We start from the raw sequence: 16,699 nt of genomic DNA on the forward strand, positions 1-16,699 counted from the left end.
CAATGGCTGGAAAGGTGCTCATCAGGACAGGGCGCTGATACGCTGACGAAACTGCGTGGGGGTGAGCGCATAATACCTTTTAAAGGTACGATTAAATGCACTGATATCCTCGTATCCGGTCATCACGCAAATATCAACGATGCGAAAGGCCGGTTGGATCTGTAATAGCTCCCGACATAGCAACATGCGCTGCTGCCTGATGTATTCCATTGGTGACAGATTAAGATGTTGGCGGAACAGGCGAAAAAGGTGCCACTCGGAATAGCCGGAGAACATACTTAGCGCATTAACCGTAAGTTTTTTCTCAAGATTATTTTTGATCCAACGCACCAGCGCGTCAAGAACGGCCAGCGGGATCTCATTTTTACGCTGTTTCATGTTCGTTCCAGGACTGTACTCCCTCCATCAGGGGTGAGATGGCGACGGGAGATCGGATAAATGCCTCACCATCCCTGGTAAGGCGCCACTACTTTGCTTTTAGATACAACTCCTGGCTTGCTTTGATGTTCCCATAAGCCCCGCATAATCTATGCGATGAATTTGAGGAAAATATGAAGAAAATATCCAGGTTGACGCCTCAGTTATGCTGGTTACTTATTCCTTCGCGCTGCATAATTTATTCAAGATCCCTTCATTTTATTCCCGGGTTTTAAAGGTACCGGAATTACCTTAATTCGCGAGGAATCTATCCGGATGTCGTGACTAAAGATGGCAACAGCTGGGCGAAGTATCGTGCGAACGATTTCTTTGCCAGCCTGGGGTAAAGCTACAATAATCTCGACCGCGGGTTTCTCCCCTATGCCGGGAATAAAAGCAGCCTGAGCGGGAAAGTGACCGTGCCGGGTTCCGATAACAGTTATTACAAACTCACCCTCGATAGCACCCAATATTTACCTTTTGATGAGGGAAAAAACTGGCTGTGGATGGAGCATCTGAACGCGGGCTACGCCGGCGGTTTGAATGGCAAAACCGTCCCGTTTTACGCTAACGTTTATGCGGGAGGCTCGACGTCGGTGCGCGGTTTCTCATCCAATACGATTGGTCCGAAGGCGGCTTACTACCGGTGTAATGGTTCTGAAAGCAGCTATAGCGGCTGCCCGCTGGACAGCTCCTCCGATGCGCTGGGGGGAAATGCGATGGCGGTGCTGAACAGCGAATTTATTGTTCCGACACCGTTTATTAATGATAAATATGCCGACAGTTTGCGCACGTCGTTATTTGTTGATGCCGCTACAGTCTGGAGCACGCCCTGGAAAAACAGTGCCCAAACCGAGGCCGCGGGAATCCCGGACTATAGCGATCCTCTGCATATCCGTATGTCGGCAGGTATTGCGGTACAATGGATGTCACCGCTGGGTCCGCTGGTCTTTTCATGGGCCGAGCCATTGAAAAAATATGCTGGTGATAAAGCTGAGCAATTTCAGTTTAATATCGGCAAAACCTGGTAACTACCCGCCAGGGGCGCGATGGGGCTGATTGCGGCCTGCGCGCCCTGTTTTCATTATCTTCAGTAACAGAAAGTTGTTATTGTAAATTTATACCGATTCAAATGTAGAATTATGTATTTATATCCCTGCCTCTACGTATTATATATTAGAGAACTTACTTATAAATAGTTAGTTGAATCTCTGCCGCTCACGATTTTTGTATAATATTGTGGAGAGGGCTTGCGGTTAATTATGATCTTTGCTATCACTATCAACAGGATTATGGCCAGAGATCACAAGGAGGCGATATGAAATGGACGGTCCTGAATACCATCATCTGCCCACATTCTGGCGTGGCATTTTCAAGTGTCTCAGGATTATATTTTTTAAAATTTATCCTGTGGTACGAGGCCGATATTTTATTACTTCCTGGGGAGTCCATGAAGCTGTATTCCTCAAAAGTATTAGTCAATGACCGATATCACTATATAAAGGTCTATAATATTTCGACCTACAGCGACGCGCAGTGGGAAGCGCTACGCGAACGGCCATCCTGCCCCTATGATTTCGGGGCGACAACGGTGGAGGGCTGTTGTTATCAACCGCACTGTGTGATCAAGCGATGCCCGGGGAGCTTTAAACATCATGCGCTGTGCTGACGGATGCCCGGCTAAGCATCCTAACGCTCACAAATGAAATATGGCGTGTTTGTTGACATGAATACCCAGGTGCCAGATTTTATTTTAATGATCTTGATAATAAATTTATTTTCTTTGCTTACCTCCGTGAAAATGGCGGTAAGATTTCATCGAATTGATTAGCCAGCGGTGCGACATCTGTCCGCAGGTTCTCATCGGTACTTGTGAAAATATAGATATTATTTTTATTTTTCACATATGATAAATATTTTCTGATGCTAATGTTATCTTTGCCATTACCAGAATTTCCGCTGAAGGTCATTAAGCCGTTGCCATTGTTAGCAAGGAAGGTGACCGAAAAAGAGAATTCTTCATTGCCGTTGACAATCGAGAATGCGGAAGTGCAGTCAATGATCTCATCATTACCAGAGACCAGATAGTAAAAAGCAAAGCTTAGCGGCATAATGATGCTAATGCAGACGATAATTGTTTTTATTTTACGTGTATTCATGTTGTGCTATTTTAAGTAGTAAGATGATGTGCAGAATGATTTTTTATTAGATTTGATTGCATACCGACAAACGATCAGCGAGGTCCGGCTCGACGGATAATGATTGGTGATATACACCGTCTGTCCTTGTGAACACCTGATGTTATGCTCTTTAAGAAAGTCCGTGTAGTATTCATCGAAGCGCAAATCGTCATTTCTGAGGGCCTTGCAGCTGTTTATCGTAGCCAGCTGGGTATAAGATGCAAAAGGCGAATCGGTTGTCGAGAACGGTTTGATATGAATATACAGCAGGCATAACAACAGTAGCGTTATCCCCCCAACGGACCACTGTATCTTTCTTTGCATTACGCGCCTGATGACGCCAGCAGGCGCTATTTTCTCTTTTGCTTTCCCGGGCTGCGGCTCAACGGAAGGCTGATCGTGTATCCTTTCCTTATCATCGTGCTCCTCCGCTAAAACAGTATCATCCCACATCTCTGCCATCTCGCGAGCGTTTTCCGGGGGAGGCCCTTCACGGTGATTCAGGATACTGGCCTCATGGCCAATCATAAACCCGCGCTTCGGAATAGTTTGAATAAGGGTTCCTTTCACCTCCAGGCGTTTTAACGATTTGCGCAGCAGAGAGATGTTCTGATGCAAAGTATTCGGTGTAACATTCATCCCTCTTTCTCCCCAGGCATTTTGCAATAGCTCGGCCTGAGTGACGATTCTTCCTTTGTTCTTAATTAGTAAATCAAAGCACAGGCTTGCAGGTATCGCCAGAGTAATGTGTTCATTGCTTTTTATGGAATGGAGAGTATGCGCTGTGGGATTAAATAGCAGCGTGTCCTCGATTACGTAAATAGTATCCATATATGATGTCTTATTGTGAGAATAGTTACCACTGTGTCATTTATCCGGGATTCGATATCGCGATACTAGCATCAAAGACCAGGTCTGACATTCATTCATAACTAAGAATAATCTTAATCCAGTAATATGTTTGTTATAAAGAATGATCAAATTGTTAATTTTACTTGGTATTTATTATTCTTATCAGTTAGTTACGTGTTTACAAAAAGTCAACAAATGTGATTTTTGTGCACTTCATAACTTTATGAGTAATAAAAACCAACAACCACGATTACTATTTAAGCAAGAAAGATGACCGCGCTACCGTAGCAGAACTAATAGTGATGTTTTGTCACTATTTATAAAAGAAAGGTAAAGCGTTATCGGAGATGTTTGCGTTCTCAAATGGATTGCTTTAATGGACTCAATGGAATAGAGGTATTGTTATCATGGCCGTATTGATCGTAACTGATAACTATTTCTATATGCAGGGCCTGGTGAATATGGCCGATGATGAGTGCGGTATCAGCTGGGTGGATAGCTATGATAGTGAATTTGCACAACAAGAATCTCATGCGCTATCTTCTGAAGACTATGTGATTATCCATTTTGCTCAGATAGATAAAATACTCTGTGCTTATCGATACTATCTTTCGCATACTCAGGCGAAAGTGATCGTGGCGCCCGATGCTAAATTTGTCAGCGAGGTTTCTGATATTAATAACATTTGTTTTCTCTCTGCCAATGCCAGTGTTAAAACGGTGGAAAGTATTCTTAAACTAAAAAAAATTAAAGTCAGAAAAAGAAATCTTACCGTTCGTGAAGAGAAGATAATGTCGCTGATGATTATTGGTAATTTACTTAATGATGTCTCTGAAATCCTCGGTCTGAGCATCAAAACGGTGAGTCTGCATAAAAATAATACCAGCAACAAGGTCGGCTTATTAAATAATAATAACATAACCATGCTGGGGCTGATGCGTTTTATTTTGCCGGCTTCAGGCAATGCTATCCGTCTTATTTAATCTCTACATTTAAGAACAGCAGGTTCTTAAGGGTGATCATTCCATAAAGAACTATGGAACAGTACGGGCCATAAAAAGCCTCTTATCTTTATCAGGTGATAAATATGAAATTGAAAATGTTAGCAGCAGCACTTGTGACCACTTTCTGCGTGGGTACCGTTCAGGCTGCCGATGTAACTGCCCAGGCAGTGGCAACCTGGTCGGCAACGGCGAAAAAAGACACCACCAGCAAACTGGTCGTCACTCCGCTGGGGAGCCTGGCTTTCCAGTACGCTGAAGGGATTAAAGGCTTTAACTCGCAAAAAGGGTTGTTTGATGTCGCGATTGAAGGGGACGCCACGGCGACGGCATTTAAACTGACCTCCCGCCTGATTACCAATACCCTGACCCAGCTGGATACCTCCGGTTCGACGCTGAATGTCGGCGTTGATTACAACGGCGCAGCGGTAGAAAAATCTGCCGATACCATCATGATCGATACCGCCAATAGCGTTTTCGGCGGCAACCTGAGCGCGCTGGCCAATGGTTACAACCAGACGGGACGGGCAACCGCACAGGATGGTTTCAATTTCACCATTATCAGTGGCACCACCGATGGTTCGACCCCGGTAACCGATTACAGCACGCTGCCGGAAGGGATCTGGAGCGGGGATGTTAGCGTCCAGTTCGACGCGACCTGGACCAGCTGATTCCACTGACATACCAGGCAGGGGGCTTGCCCCCTGCTTTCTTTCACGGACTGAATTCCCATGAAAAACCGCATTCTGGCTATCAGCCTCTATTTCTGCGCAATCATGCCCGCTCTGGCGCTGGACGTTGGCGATATCTCTTCATTTATGGGCAGCAATGCCAGCGTACTCAGCAAAGAGATTAAAAACACCACCGACAGCGGACGTTTAATCAATATCCATATTGAGCGCCTTTCCTCACCGCTGGATGGCGGCCGCGTCATCGCGATGGAAAGTCAGGATGAGGTGTTACTCACCCCTGCCAGCCTGCTGCTGCCAGCGAAAAGCAGCGATGTGATTCGCTTTTTCTATAAAGGACCGGCGGATGCTAACGAGCGCTACTACCGCATTGTCTGGTTCGATCAGGCGCTAAGCGATGCCCAGCGCGATAGCGCGACCCGCAGCGCGGTCGCCACGGCATCAGCCCGGATCGGCACCATTCTGGTCATCGCGCCGCGCAAGGTGGATTACCGCTATCAATACGCCAACGGCACGCTGGTGAATACCGGCAACGCCACGTTGCGTATCCTGGCCTACGGCCCCTGCATGAAGCCGGCGGATGGCAAAGAGTGCAAAGAAAACTATTACCTCATGCCCGGCAAAGAGCGCCGTTTCACCCGCGTGAATGTTGCCGATAAAAAAGGACGGGTCGCACTCTGGCAGGGTGAGCAGTTTGTGCCCGTAAAATAACCCTCGTGCTGACGGAATAAGCTTATGCCTCTGCTACGAATTTCACCTGAGCTGCAAACGCTCTTTGCCTACGGTATGGCCATTTTTTCTATTCCGCTTAGCGTCAGTGCTGCCCAACCGCAGATACAGCAAATGGGTGGAGTGGTGATTCCCCAGGCATTCAGCCAGGCGCTGCAGGATGGAATGAGTATTCCGCTGTTTCTGCATCTGGAGGGCAGCGCGGGGACTCAGGACGATCAGCGCCTCGGAAGCGCCTTTATCTGGCTGGACAACGGCACGCTGCGCGTCCGCCATATCCAGCTGGAAGAGCGCGGCGACAACGCCAGCGTGAGCGAACCAACCCGGAAAACGCTGACCGGGCTGGCGAATGAAGCCTTCAATGGCGATTTACGTATCAGCCTCACGACCGATGCGCGGCTACAGCTCAGCCTGCGTCAGCTGCTGCTGCAACTGGTGGTGAAGCGCGAGGCGCTGGGCACCGTGCTGCGAGCGCGCAGTGAGGATATCGGCCAGTCCAGCGTCAACGCGATCAGCAGCAGCCTGAACTATAACCTCGGGGTCTATAACAACCAGATGCGCAACGGCGGGAGCAGTACCTCCAGCTATCTGTCGTTGAACAACGTCAGCTCGCTGCGTGAACACCATATCGTGCTGGATGGCTCGCTGTACGGCGTCGGAACCCGCAATCAGGATAGCGAGATTTATAAGGCCATGTATGAGCGTGATTTTGCCGGCCATCGCTTTGCCGGCGGCATGCTGGATACGTGGAATTTACAGTCTCTGGGGCCGATGACCGCCATCTCGGCCGGGAAAATCTACGGCGCCTCATGGGGCAACCAGGCGAGCTCGACGGTGTTTGATCATTCACAATCGGTGACGCCGATCGTCGCCTTTTTACCGGCGGCGGGTGAAGTGCATTTGTCGCGCGATGGACGGCTGTTGAGCGTGCAGAACTTTATGATGGGCAACCACGAAGTGGACACCCGAGGATTGCCGTACGGGATTTATGATGTTGACGTTGAAACGATCGTCAACGGCCGGGTCGTGAGCAAACGGACCCAGCGCGTGAACAAGCTCTTCAGCCGCGGCCGTGGGGCCGACGCGCCGCTGGCATGGCAAATCTGGGGCGGCAGCTTCCACATGGACCGCTGGTCGGAGAGCGGTAAAAAGAGCCAGCCGGCAAAAGAGAGCTGGCTGGCGGGCGCGTCCACGTCCGGCTCCGTCGGCGCCATCAACTGGGCGGCGACCGGCTACGGCTATGATAGCAACGCCGTGGCCGAGACGCGCCTGACCCTGCCATTGACGGAGGCGGTTAGCGTTAACCTGCAGAATATGCTGGCCAGCGATAGCTCCTGGAGCAGTATCGGCAGCATCAGCACCTCGCTGCCGGGGGGATTTAGCACCGTCTGGGTTAACCAGGAAAAAACCATCATCGGCGACAAGCTGCGGCGTAGCGATGCCAATAACCGGGCGATCGGCGGGACGCTTAACCTGAACCCGCTGTGGTCAAAACTCGGCACCTTTAGCGTCAGCTATAACGATGATCGCCGCTATCGCAGCCATTACTACACCGCCGATTACTATCAGACCCTGTTTAGCGGCGCCTTTGGTTCGCTGGGCCTGCGTGCCGGGGTTCAGCGTTTCAATAACGGCAGCAGTAGCGCGAGTACCGGGAAATATATCGCGCTGGACTTCTCGCTGCCGCTGGGCAACTGGTTCAGCGCCGGCATGACCCACCAGAACGGCTACACCATGGCTAACCTGGCCGCGCGTAAGCAGTTTGATGAGGGGATGGTGCGTACGCTTGGCGCCAATATTTCCCGGGCGATTTCCGGGGACACCGGAGATGACAAAACGCTGAGCGGCGGAGCCTATGCCCAGTTTGATACGCGCTACGCCAACGGTACGCTGAATATCAACAGCGGCGCAGACGGCTATGTGAATACCAACCTGACCGCCACCGGCAGCGTCGGCTGGCAGGGGCGGAATATCGCCGCCAGCGGGCGGACCGACGGCAATGCCGGGGTGATTTTTAAAACCGATCTTGATGATGACGGCAAGCTGAGCGCGAAGGTCAACGGGCGGCTAGTCCAGCTCTCCGGCAAGCGTAACTATCTGCCGCTTTCGCCATACAGCCGTTATGAAGTGGAACTCCAGAACAGTAAGAACTCCCTCGACAGCTACGACATCGTCAGCAGCCGCAAGAGCCGACTGACGCTCTATCCGGGCAACGTGGCGATCATTGAACCGGAGGTGAAACAGATGGTGACCGTTTCCGGGCGCATCCGCGCCGAGGACGGCACGCTGCTGGCGAATGCGCATATCAATAACCACATTGGCCGTACCCGCACCGATAGCAGCGGCGGCTTTGTGATGGATGTGGATAAAAAATATCCGACCATCGATTTCACCTACGGCAATAACCAGAGCTGCGAAGTGGGGCTGGAGCTTAGCCAGGCACGCGGGGCGGTTTGGGTCGGCGATGTGGTCTGTACCGGTCTGAAAACTTACGCCAGCTTGCAGCAGGCAGGAGAAGGTAATGAAAGCTAAGTGGCTCCCGTTGATGTGCCTGTTTATCGCCGCGCTGTGCGCGGCGCGGACAGACGCGGCGGTGACGAAGACAACCTGGGCGGATGCGGCCGCGGTGCAGTATGTTTTCGTGGAAAACAACTCCGACGATAACTTTTTCGTCACTCCTGGCGGGGTGCTGGATCCGCGTATGACCGGCGCCAGCCGCTGGACCGGGCTGAAATATACCGGAAGCGGCACCATCTATCAGCAGAGCCTGGGCTATATCGATAATGGTTTTAATACCGGACTTAACGCCAACTGGAAGTTTGATATGTGGCTGGAAAACGCGCCGGTGTCGTATCCGCTGAGCGGCCTGCGCTGTATTAACTGGTATGCCGGTTGCGATATGGCGACCAGCCTGATTTTGCCGCAGGTCACGGACGCGAACGGTTTCTATGGCGTAACGGTCACCACCGGTGGGCAAAAGTGGATGCACGGCATGATGTCGGACTCGTTCTATCAGTATCTGCAGCAGCAGCCGGTGGGCGGCAGCCTGTCGATGACCATTAATGCCTGCCAGACCTCCGTAAACTACGATGCGACCAGCGGAGCGCGCTGTAAGGATCAGGCTTCAGGCGCCTGGTATGTACGCAAGGTCACTCACACGAAAGCGGCCAATCTGAAGCTCATCAACACCCATTCGCTGACGGAAGTCTTTATCAATAGCGATGGGATCCCCACGCTGGGCGAGGGCAGTACTAACTGTCAGGCGCAGACGATTGGCACCCGTAGCGGCCTGAGCTGCAAAATGGTCAACTATACGCTGCAGCATAACGGACTGAGCAATACCTCAATCCATATTTTCCCGGCCATTAATAACTCATCGTTGACCTCAGCGGTGAATATATATGATATGCAGTTCAGCCTGAACGGGAATAGCTGGAAGCCGGTTAGCGGTACCGCCTATTACTATACCTTTAACGAGATGAAAGCCTCGGATGCGGTCTACATCTTCTTTTCCAGCAACTTTTTTAAGCAGATGGTGGCGCTGGGCATCAGCGATATCAACACCCAGGATCTGTTTAACTTCCGTTTTCAGAACACCACTTCGCCGGAGTCCGGTTGGTATGAGTTTTCGACCTCCAACTCGCTCATTATTAAGCCGCGCGATTTTAGCATCAGCATTATCTCCGATGAGTACATCAGCTCACCCTCACGCGAGGGAAACGTCGGCCCGGGGCAGCCTGCGCTCGATATTGGCTATATCGTCACCACCAGCGGAAGAACGGCCGCCGATGAGGTATTGATCAAAGTGACCGGTCCGGCGCAGTCGATCGCCGGTCGTTCCTACTGCCTCTTCAGTTCGGCAGACGGCACGACAAAAGTCCCCTTTCCGGGGCTGCTGGCATTTACCACCCAGAGTGGCAGCGTCAAAACCTACGACGCAGGCTGTGACGGCCGCTGGCGCGATATGACGGATGCGCTGTGGCTGACGACGCCGTGGACGGATGCTTCCGGCGATGCCGGGGTAATGAACAAGACCACGGTAAAATTTTCCATCCCGATGAACGACGATATTTCGTTAAGAACGATTGATAACGATGGCTGGTTTGGTGAAGTGAGTGCTTCAGGAGAGATTCATGTCCAGGCGACGTGGCGTAATATTAATTAAACTGCTGCAGGCCGCTGCGGGGCTGCTGTTGCTCAGCTTGCCCGCAACGAGTGGGGCGATCGCCGTCGGCAACTTAACCTTTTCGCTGGGAGCGGAGGATAATTTTGTCGCCAAACGGGTACTGAATAACAACCAGAGCGCGCACCTGTACCAGATTTCAGTCATCGGCATCGACCGTCCGGGAGGCAACGAGGTGCGCTCGCGTCCGACGGACGGCGAGCTGCTCTTTGCTCCGCGTCAGCTGACCCTGCAGGCCGGGGAAGGGGAGTACTTTAAATTCTATTATCACGGCCCGCAGGATAACCGCGAGCGATACTACCGGGTTGCATTTCGCGAAATTCCCACCCGTAACCGTATCGCCTACAATGCCGCCGGCGCGGCGATCGGCATCGATCCGATCGTGGTGATGGAGACGATTCTGGTGGTGCGTCCGCGGCAGGTACAGTTCCAATGGGCTTTCGATCGCCAGGCGGGGAGCGTCAGCAACAGCGGTAATACCTGGTTTAAGCTGCTGATCAAACCGGGGTGTGAATCAACGGAAGAAGAGGGTGAGGCCTGGTATTTGCGGCCTGGGGATGTGGTTCGCCAGGCGGCACTGCGCCAGCCTGGCAATAAGTATATTATCTATAATGATAAGTTTATTAAAATATCGTCGGATTGCCCGTCGTGAGCGCCGGGTAAATAAAAAAGCCTCCCGCAGGGAAGCTTTTTTATTATCAGGTCATCATCATCGGCCATTCTGGCGGCGTTTGACTCATGACGTCGACCATCACGTCTTTGATGTTGCCCCAGATTTTGGCGATATCCAGCAGGGTGATACCTAACAGGCCGGTGGCAAACCAGCAGGCGGCGACCAGGCCGAGGCAGCTACAAATCACCGCTAGTCCCGCATAGTCACTTTTGCGCAGCTGAATGTTCATCGAACTGGCCAAAAACATCAAAACCGCGCTCACCAGCGGCCAGCGCAAGAGTATGACACTGGTAGTAATGGAAGCCATCAACCTCATCCTCAAAGAAAGTCGGGTGCCTTTGACAACCTGGCGAGACTGACAATGACGTGGCGCTCTGGCTATCTACGGGCGATCAAGGGAGTAATGAAACACTGTTCTTGTTTCATTAAGTTGTGTGAACTATATCACACTTGTTGTTTTATTCGCCAGCCAAAAATGGGCGTTTTTTTTGGCTGTTTTTTAACCTTGTTATTATTGTGGATAATGGTGGGGGATATTTTTAGTGTTCACTCAGGCTATAAACTTCACATTCCCGGCCTTTGATTTCTTTTTTGTCGCGTTTCTCTGCGGCTTTTATGACTTATTTCCGACGAGCGTACGGATAAACCGAATCAGAGCGTGGTACTGCTCGCATAATGTCGAGAATGTTTCTCGATTCCCGATGAAATCAGTATTATTCATCATTATTGAGGGTGGGGTTTTACATCAAATAGCGGGTTGCTGGAAATAGTCTCTGTTGTATTACAACAGGAGTGATCTTTTACCGTGATTAAGGCGTATCGCATGGATAAACAGCGGAAATGAATCGTCGCACACTGCACAAGGTGTTGAGAACATTTGGTATTACCCTCGTGGTCCTGCTACCGGTGGTTCTGGCGCTGTGGTTTGCGCAAATCAGAGCTAAAGCGGAAACCACGGACCAGCTTCGTTCATTTTCTCAACTGGCGTTGCAAAAAACGGAAATGGTCATTTATGAGGCCGAGCGGGCGCGGGAAATGGCCATGCAATATCAAGGGACAATATGCTCTCCTGGCCATCAGCAATATATGCTGACGATTGTTCGCAGTTCGCTTTACGTTGATGATTTAATTTATGCCAACGGCAGTCGGTTTTTTTGTTCTACCGCGGTACACCCTGATACTCCCTGGCGTATTCCGCCGGCGAACTATACCAAAAGACCGGATGTCGCTATCTACTACTACCGCGATACGCCTTTCTATCCCGGCTTTGCCATGAACTATATGCAGCGCGGACGCTACGTCGCGGTGATTAACCCACTTTCCTACAGTTCGTTAATATCAAGTGATAAAGATTTGGCCTACGGTCTGTTTGATACCAAAACGCACCTCTTTTTTTCCACCAGCCGCAATGCCGACGTGCGTGGGTTACACCGGCAAATTCGTCACCAGGACGCCTTTTTCCAGCATGACAACCGGGTGTATACCGTCGCCCACTCGGCAATCCGCCCGATCGCCGTGATTATGTCCACTTCATACGCCAGCTATTATCAGGGCTTATACGATCAGATGACGCTCACCCTCCCGCTGGGTCTGATTTGTAGCATGCTGATTTTGCTGGTGTGGTCGCGAACCCGGCAACAATACCATTCCCCGCGCAAGAAGTTGCAGCGCGCGTTAAATCGCCGTCAGCTATGCCTGCATTATCAGCCGATCATCGATATTAAAAATAACCGCTGCGTCGGTGTTGAAGCGCTGCTGCGCTGGCCGGGGTGCGATGGCCCGGTGATGGGCCCGGCCGAATTTATTCCGCTGGCGGAAAATGAAGGAATGATGGCCCGGGTGACCGACTATGTCGTGGACGAGCTGTTCGCGGAAGTGGGGGAGTTTCTGGCGCGGCATCCGCAGCTGTATGTGGCGATTAACCTCTCCGCTACCGATTTTCACTCATCGCGGCTTATCGCCCAAATCGGTGAAAAGGCGGAGCGCTACGCGATCCGCATCGAGCAGATAAAAATTGAGGTCACCGAACGTGGGTTTATTGATGTGCAGAAAACCACGCCGGTTATCCAGGCCTTTCGCGAGGCGGGCTATGAGATCGCCATTGATGATTTTGGCACCGGCTATTCCAATCTCCATAATCTCCACTCGCTGAACGTGGACATTCTTAAGATCGATAAATCTTTTATCGATACCCTCACCACCAATAGCTCCAGCCGGATGATCGTCGAGCATATTATTGATATGGCTTGCAGTCTGCGTCTGAAGATCGTTGCCGAAGGGGTCGAAACGCCAGACCAGGTCAACTGGCTACGGCAGCGCGGCGTTCAGTATTGTCAGGGCTGGCACTTTGCCAGGGCGATGCCGCTGCCGGAGTTCAGACGCTGGCTGGTGAACTCCCCGATGGCGCTCCGCCCAGGTACGCAAATCGGTCAGGCGGAAATCTGATGGCGATAGTCGCTGGGGGTGCGGTCGAACTCCCGGCGGAAGACCCGTGAGAACGTCTGCTGCGACACATAGCCAAGATCCATCGCAATATCAAAGATCGGACGCTGGGTGGTTCTAAGCGCCTCCGCCGCCAGCAATAACCGGCGCTGACGAATGTAATCGCCGAGCGTTTGATGCATAACGGCGCGGAACATCCGCTGAAGATACCATTTTGAGTATCCCGATTTTCTGGCGACTACATCAATGTTAAGTGGTTGATCGATATGTTCATCAATCCATTCAATAAGCGTTTGGATAATATCCTGATGGGACATAAAGCGGCCTCTCTCAATTCTCGATTCGTCGTTTTGTCTGCGGGCGAGTATAATTCCTCAAGTTAACTTGAGGTAAAGCGCTTTTATGGAAAAGAAATCACCCCGCATCAAAACGCTGCTGACCCCAGGGGAAGTGGCAAAACGCACCGGCGTTGCCGTTTCCGCCCTGCACTTTTATGAAAGCAAAGGGCTGATTCACAGCCAGCGTAATACCGGCAATCAGCGACGCTATCGGCGCGACGTGCTGCGCGCCGTGGCGATCATCAAGATTGCCCAGCGTATCGGTATTCCGCTGGCGACCATCGGCGATGCGTTTGGCGTGTTGCCGGAAGGGCATAACCTCAGTGCGAAAGAGTGGAAGCAGCTCTCATCGCAGTGGCGGGAAGAGCTGGACCGGCGCATTCATACCTTAACCGCGCTGCGCGATCAGCTTGATGGTTGCATTGGCTGTGGCTGTCTGTCGCGGCGCGACTGCCCGTTGCGTAACCCGGGAGATAAGCTGGGCGAAGAGGGGACCGGCGCGCGCCTGCTGGAAGATGACTGATAAAACTAAAGCGCCACAACAGGGCGCTTTAGTTGTTTTCCGGTCTTTGTCTTTTTACTCTATCCTGATGGTTCCCAGGAGGGTTTCCCCCGACATCGGCTCCCCTCGGTATTGCGCAAGATGTTGCTGGAGGTTCCGGATTGCGCCGACACTGTAATTGTGGCACAGCCCGGTGATTTCACCCGTTTATTTCAGCGAAATTTTTCCGTCAATCGCCGTCAGTTCCTATAGTTAATTCGAACGAATAACGGGAGAGGCCTCATGCTGACGGTACATCATCTCAATCAATCGCGATCGCAGCGCGTGCTATGGGCGCTCGAAGAACTCCAGCTGCCTTATCAAATAGTCAGCTACCAGCGGGAAAAAAACATGCTGGCGCCCCCGGCGTTAAAGAAGATCCACCCGCTGGGTAAATCGCCGGTAGTGGAAGATAACGGCTACGTGCTGGCGGAGTCGGGCGCCATTCTGGAATATCTGCAGGAAACCTACGACAACGCACAGCAGTTCAGGCCGCAGGCGATGGCGGATAAGCTGCAATATCGCTTCTGGCTGCATTATGCCGAGGGGTCGCTGATGCCGCTGCTGCTGCTGAAACTGGTGTTTGCCAGCCTCGGTAAACCGCCGATTCCGCTCGGCATGCGCACATTAGGCAACGCGTTGGGCAAGGGCGTGCAGAAGGCCTGGCTGAACCGGCAAATTGCCACTCACGCCCGCTATATCGAGGATCATCTTTCTCGCCAGCCGTGGTTTGCCGGCGCGCAGCTCAGCATGGCTGATATCCAGCTGAGCTTCCCGGTGATGGCGCTACTGGCGCGCGGCGGTATTGAGGATTTACCGCATATCCGGCAATGGCGAGAGCGGGTCGAGCAGCGCCCGGCCTGGCAGCGAGCGATCCAGCGCGGCGGTCCGTTCACCCTGCCGGGCTGAGACAGTGGTTTTTGTGATGACCGGCGACCATGGCGCGCAACATAATACAAAAATGTTAGCGGATTGCGCATGGACGATAACGTTTGCGCACCCGCTGGTTATTTCATGAACGCCATAAGCAAAATTTAGCGAATGACCACAAACTTCAGTTGAAAAGGCCTATCTAAAGGCTGGATAATCGTTTGCCTTTTTATTTTGCCCGCTATTTACCTCTTTTCAGAGGGGTGGGTAAATTCATTCTGACCACCGTAGCGTATGCGCGGAGTTAAACGTTTGCTATTTGCAGCCCCCCTGGCGCTGTGAGGTAGCACAAGGAGATCGCGTTTAACTGGCAGTGGATGGTCCACCACGCATACCGACGGACGATTAAAATTTTCAGGGGAAGTTTTCTATGTCTACGCCTTCAGCGCGTACCGGCGGTTCACTAGACGCCTGGTTTAAAATTTCAGCTCGCGGCAGCTCCGTGCGTCAGGAGATTGTTGCCGGCTTAACCACCTTCCTGGCGATGGTGTACTCGGTGATTGTGGTACCGGGGATGCTGGGTAAAGCCGGGTTCCCTCCGGCGGCGGTATTTGTTTCCACCTGCCTGGTTGCCGGCGTCGGCTCCCTCGTCATGGGGCTGTGGGCGAATCTGCCGCTGGCCATTGGCTGCGCGATCTCGCTGACCGCCTTTACCGCTTTCAGCCTGGTGCTGGGGCAGCATATCAGCATTCCGGTAGCGCTGGGCGCCGTATTCCTGATGGGCGTGCTGTTCACCATTATCTCCGCCACCGGCATCCGCAGCTGGATCCTACGCAATTTGCCGCAGGGCGTTGCGCACGGCACCGGTATTGGTATCGGTCTGTTTCTGCTGCTGATCGCCGCCAACGGCGTGGGCCTGGTGATTAAAAACCCGCTGGACGGTCTGCCGGTTACGCTCGGTCATTTCGATAGCTTTCCGGTGATTATGTCGCTGGTGGGGCTGGCGGTGATTATCGGCCTCGAAAAAATGAAAGTGCCGGGCGGGATCCTGCTGACCATTATTGGCGTTTCGATCGTCGGCCTGATTTTTGACCCGAACGTACACTTTTCCGGTATTTTCGCGATGCCCTCGCTGAGCGATGACCAGGGCAACTCGCTGATTGGCAGCCTCGATATCATCGGCGCGCTGAATCCGGTGGTGCTGCCCAGCGTGCTGGCGCTGGTGATGACGGCGGTATTTGATGCCACCGGCACCATTCGCGCGGTCGCCGGGCAGGCGAACCTGCTGGATAAAGACGGGCAGATTATCAACGGCGGGAAAGCGCTGACCACCGACTCCCTGAGCAGCGTCTTCTCCGGCGTGGTCGGGGCGGCTCCGGCGGCGGTGTATATCGAATCGGCGGCAGGCACCGCGGCGGGCGGCAAAACCGGTCTGACCGCCGTCACCGTTGGCGTGCTGTTCCTGCTGATTCTGTTCCTCTCTCCGCTCTCTTACCTGGTGCCTGCCTATGCAACGGCGCCGGCGCTGATGTACGTCGGCCTGCTGATGTTGAGCAACGTGGCGAAAATCGACTTCAACGATTTCGTTGATGCGATGGCGGGGCTGATTACCGCGGTGTTCATCGTACTGACCTGTAACATCGTCACCGGCATCATGATCGGTTTTGCCACCCTGGTGATTGGCCGTCTGGTATCCGGGGAGTGGCGTAAGCTGAACCTGGGGACCGTCATCATTGCGGCGGCGCTGGTGATCTTCTACGCCGGCGGCTGGGCGATTTAAGCTT

General features: G+C 52.4%; 16 protein-coding genes and 1 pseudogene. 12 read left to right on the plus strand and 5 right to left on the minus strand.

Annotated features, from left to right (window positions below; all coding sequences use genetic code 11):
* Positions 1–21: 21 nt before the first annotated feature.
* Complete coding sequence (locus tag ACI2JR_RS07785) at positions 22–378, minus strand: helix-turn-helix transcriptional regulator (RefSeq protein ID WP_462478270.1); 357 nt, start codon at positions 376–378, stop codon at positions 22–24.
* Positions 379–665: 287 nt separating this feature from the next.
* On the opposite strand from ACI2JR_RS07785, the pseudogene ACI2JR_RS07790 reads away from it, so the two are divergent.
* Together ACI2JR_RS07790 and iraM are read left to right on the plus strand one after the other, a co-directional pair.
* Positions 666–1,448 (plus strand): annotated as a pseudogene (locus tag ACI2JR_RS07790) (BamA/TamA family outer membrane protein); the annotation flags it as partial.
* A gap of 287 nt (positions 1,449–1,735) precedes the next feature.
* Complete coding sequence (gene iraM / locus ACI2JR_RS07795) at positions 1,736–2,086, plus strand: anti-adapter protein IraM (RefSeq protein WP_132730292.1); 351 nt, start codon at positions 1,736–1,738, stop codon at positions 2,084–2,086.
* A gap of 118 nt (positions 2,087–2,204) precedes the next feature.
* Here iraM and ACI2JR_RS07800 read toward each other — a convergent pair whose 3' ends face one another.
* Complete coding sequence (locus tag ACI2JR_RS07800) at positions 2,205–2,576, minus strand: hypothetical protein (protein ID WP_462478271.1); 372 nt, start codon at positions 2,574–2,576, stop codon at positions 2,205–2,207.
* A gap of 6 nt (positions 2,577–2,582) precedes the next feature.
* Complete coding sequence (locus tag ACI2JR_RS07805; protein WP_462478272.1) at positions 2,583–3,428, minus strand: transcriptional regulator; 846 nt, start codon at positions 3,426–3,428, stop codon at positions 2,583–2,585.
* Between the two features lie 428 nt (positions 3,429–3,856).
* On the opposite strand from ACI2JR_RS07805, the gene ACI2JR_RS07810 reads away from it, so the two are divergent.
* The 6 genes from ACI2JR_RS07810 to ACI2JR_RS07835 all read left to right on the plus strand — a co-directional run bounded on the left by ACI2JR_RS07810 (position 3,857) and on the right by ACI2JR_RS07835 (position 10,703).
* On the plus strand, positions 3,857–4,432 hold the full coding sequence (locus tag ACI2JR_RS07810) for a LuxR C-terminal-related transcriptional regulator (protein ID WP_462478273.1): 576 nt from the start codon (positions 3,857–3,859) through the stop codon (positions 4,430–4,432).
* A gap of 104 nt (positions 4,433–4,536) precedes the next feature.
* Positions 4,537–5,121, plus strand: coding sequence for a common pilus major fimbrillin subunit EcpA (locus ACI2JR_RS07815; RefSeq protein WP_132730289.1), 585 nt, complete (start codon positions 4,537–4,539; stop codon positions 5,119–5,121).
* Positions 5,122–5,181: 60 nt separating this feature from the next.
* Entirely contained in the window at positions 5,182–5,850 is a 669-nt protein-coding gene (locus tag ACI2JR_RS07820) for an EcpB family pilus assembly chaperone (protein ID WP_132730288.1), read from the plus strand.
* Positions 5,851–5,874: 24 nt separating this feature from the next.
* Positions 5,875–8,400: a CS1-pili formation C-terminal domain-containing protein gene (locus ACI2JR_RS07825; RefSeq protein WP_462478274.1), complete on the plus strand. Its 2,526-nt coding sequence runs from the start codon at positions 5,875–5,877 to the stop codon at positions 8,398–8,400.
* 13 nt (positions 8,401–8,413) lie between these two features.
* Positions 8,414–10,033 (plus strand): hypothetical protein, encoded by a 1,620-nt coding sequence (locus tag ACI2JR_RS07830; protein ID WP_462478303.1) that lies wholly within the window; start codon positions 8,414–8,416, stop codon positions 10,031–10,033.
* Positions 10,002–10,703: a hypothetical protein gene (locus ACI2JR_RS07835; protein ID WP_462478275.1), complete on the plus strand. Its 702-nt coding sequence runs from the start codon at positions 10,002–10,004 to the stop codon at positions 10,701–10,703. The genes ACI2JR_RS07830 and ACI2JR_RS07835 overlap by 32 nt, the downstream gene beginning before the upstream one ends.
* Before the next feature lie 46 nt (positions 10,704–10,749).
* Here ACI2JR_RS07835 and ACI2JR_RS07840 read toward each other — a convergent pair whose 3' ends face one another.
* Positions 10,750–11,031, minus strand: coding sequence for a YjcB family protein (locus ACI2JR_RS07840; protein WP_132730284.1), 282 nt, complete (start codon positions 11,029–11,031; stop codon positions 10,750–10,752).
* A 533-nt stretch (positions 11,032–11,564) separates the two neighbouring features.
* Between ACI2JR_RS07840 and ACI2JR_RS07845 the strand changes: the two genes are divergently transcribed.
* Positions 11,565–13,169 carry an EAL domain-containing protein gene (locus tag ACI2JR_RS07845; RefSeq protein ID WP_462478276.1) on the plus strand — a complete coding sequence of 535 codons (1,605 nt, stop codon included), beginning with the start codon at positions 11,565–11,567 and terminating at the stop codon, positions 13,167–13,169.
* Here ACI2JR_RS07845 and soxS read toward each other — a convergent pair.
* Entirely contained in the window at positions 13,154–13,483 is a 330-nt protein-coding gene (soxS, locus tag ACI2JR_RS07850) for a superoxide response transcriptional regulator SoxS (protein ID WP_004856516.1), read from the minus strand. The two genes, ACI2JR_RS07845 and soxS, sit on opposite strands and share 16 nt — an antisense overlap.
* Before the next feature lie 85 nt (positions 13,484–13,568).
* Between soxS and soxR the strand changes: the two genes are divergently transcribed.
* The 3 genes from soxR (at position 13,569) to ACI2JR_RS07865 (ending at position 16,695) form a co-directional block, all read left to right on the plus strand.
* Positions 13,569–14,027: a redox-sensitive transcriptional activator SoxR gene (soxR, locus tag ACI2JR_RS07855; protein ID WP_132730282.1), complete on the plus strand. Its 459-nt coding sequence runs from the start codon at positions 13,569–13,571 to the stop codon at positions 14,025–14,027.
* Between the two features lie 261 nt (positions 14,028–14,288).
* The gene (locus ACI2JR_RS07860) at positions 14,289–14,954 is read left to right on the plus strand and encodes a glutathione S-transferase family protein (protein ID WP_462478277.1); all 666 of its coding nucleotides are present in this window, start codon (positions 14,289–14,291) and stop codon (positions 14,952–14,954) included.
* A gap of 391 nt (positions 14,955–15,345) precedes the next feature.
* Positions 15,346–16,695, plus strand: coding sequence for an NCS2 family permease (locus ACI2JR_RS07865; protein WP_132730280.1), 1,350 nt, complete (start codon positions 15,346–15,348; stop codon positions 16,693–16,695).
* Positions 16,696–16,699 lie beyond the last annotated feature (4 nt).

Origin of the sequence: Klebsiella sp. NPDC088457 (assembly GCF_044900465.1) — a bacterium.
Lineage (GTDB): Bacteria > Pseudomonadota > Gammaproteobacteria > Enterobacterales > Enterobacteriaceae > Klebsiella.

Coding starts and splice junctions, on each gene's coding strand:
- ACI2JR_RS07800 (WP_462478271.1), bottom strand. CDS start 2,576: ATGAATACACGTAAAATAAAAACAATTATCGTCTGCATTAGCATCATT.
- ACI2JR_RS07835 (WP_462478275.1), top strand. CDS start 10,002: ATGTCCAGGCGACGTGGCGTAATATTAATTAAACTGCTGCAGGCCGCT.
- ACI2JR_RS07805 (WP_462478272.1), bottom strand. CDS start 3,428: ATGGATACTATTTACGTAATCGAGGACACGCTGCTATTTAATCCCACA.
- soxS (WP_004856516.1), bottom strand. CDS start 13,483: ATGTCCCATCAGGATATTATCCAAACGCTTATTGAATGGATTGATGAA.
- ACI2JR_RS07860 (WP_462478277.1), top strand. CDS start 14,289: ATGCTGACGGTACATCATCTCAATCAATCGCGATCGCAGCGCGTGCTA.
- ACI2JR_RS07845 (WP_462478276.1), top strand. CDS start 11,565: ATGAATCGTCGCACACTGCACAAGGTGTTGAGAACATTTGGTATTACC.
- ACI2JR_RS07830 (WP_462478303.1), top strand. CDS start 8,414: ATGTGCCTGTTTATCGCCGCGCTGTGCGCGGCGCGGACAGACGCGGCG.
- ACI2JR_RS07785 (WP_462478270.1), bottom strand. CDS start 378: ATGAAACAGCGTAAAAATGAGATCCCGCTGGCCGTTCTTGACGCGCTG.
- ACI2JR_RS07810 (WP_462478273.1), top strand. CDS start 3,857: ATGGCCGTATTGATCGTAACTGATAACTATTTCTATATGCAGGGCCTG.
- ACI2JR_RS07820 (WP_132730288.1), top strand. CDS start 5,182: ATGAAAAACCGCATTCTGGCTATCAGCCTCTATTTCTGCGCAATCATG.
- soxR (WP_132730282.1), top strand. CDS start 13,569: ATGGAAAAGAAATCACCCCGCATCAAAACGCTGCTGACCCCAGGGGAA.
- ACI2JR_RS07840 (WP_132730284.1), bottom strand. CDS start 11,031: ATGGCTTCCATTACTACCAGTGTCATACTCTTGCGCTGGCCGCTGGTG.
- ACI2JR_RS07815 (WP_132730289.1), top strand. CDS start 4,537: ATGAAATTGAAAATGTTAGCAGCAGCACTTGTGACCACTTTCTGCGTG.
- ACI2JR_RS07825 (WP_462478274.1), top strand. CDS start 5,875: ATGCCTCTGCTACGAATTTCACCTGAGCTGCAAACGCTCTTTGCCTAC.
- ACI2JR_RS07865 (WP_132730280.1), top strand. CDS start 15,346: ATGTCTACGCCTTCAGCGCGTACCGGCGGTTCACTAGACGCCTGGTTT.
- iraM (WP_132730292.1), top strand. CDS start 1,736: ATGAAATGGACGGTCCTGAATACCATCATCTGCCCACATTCTGGCGTG.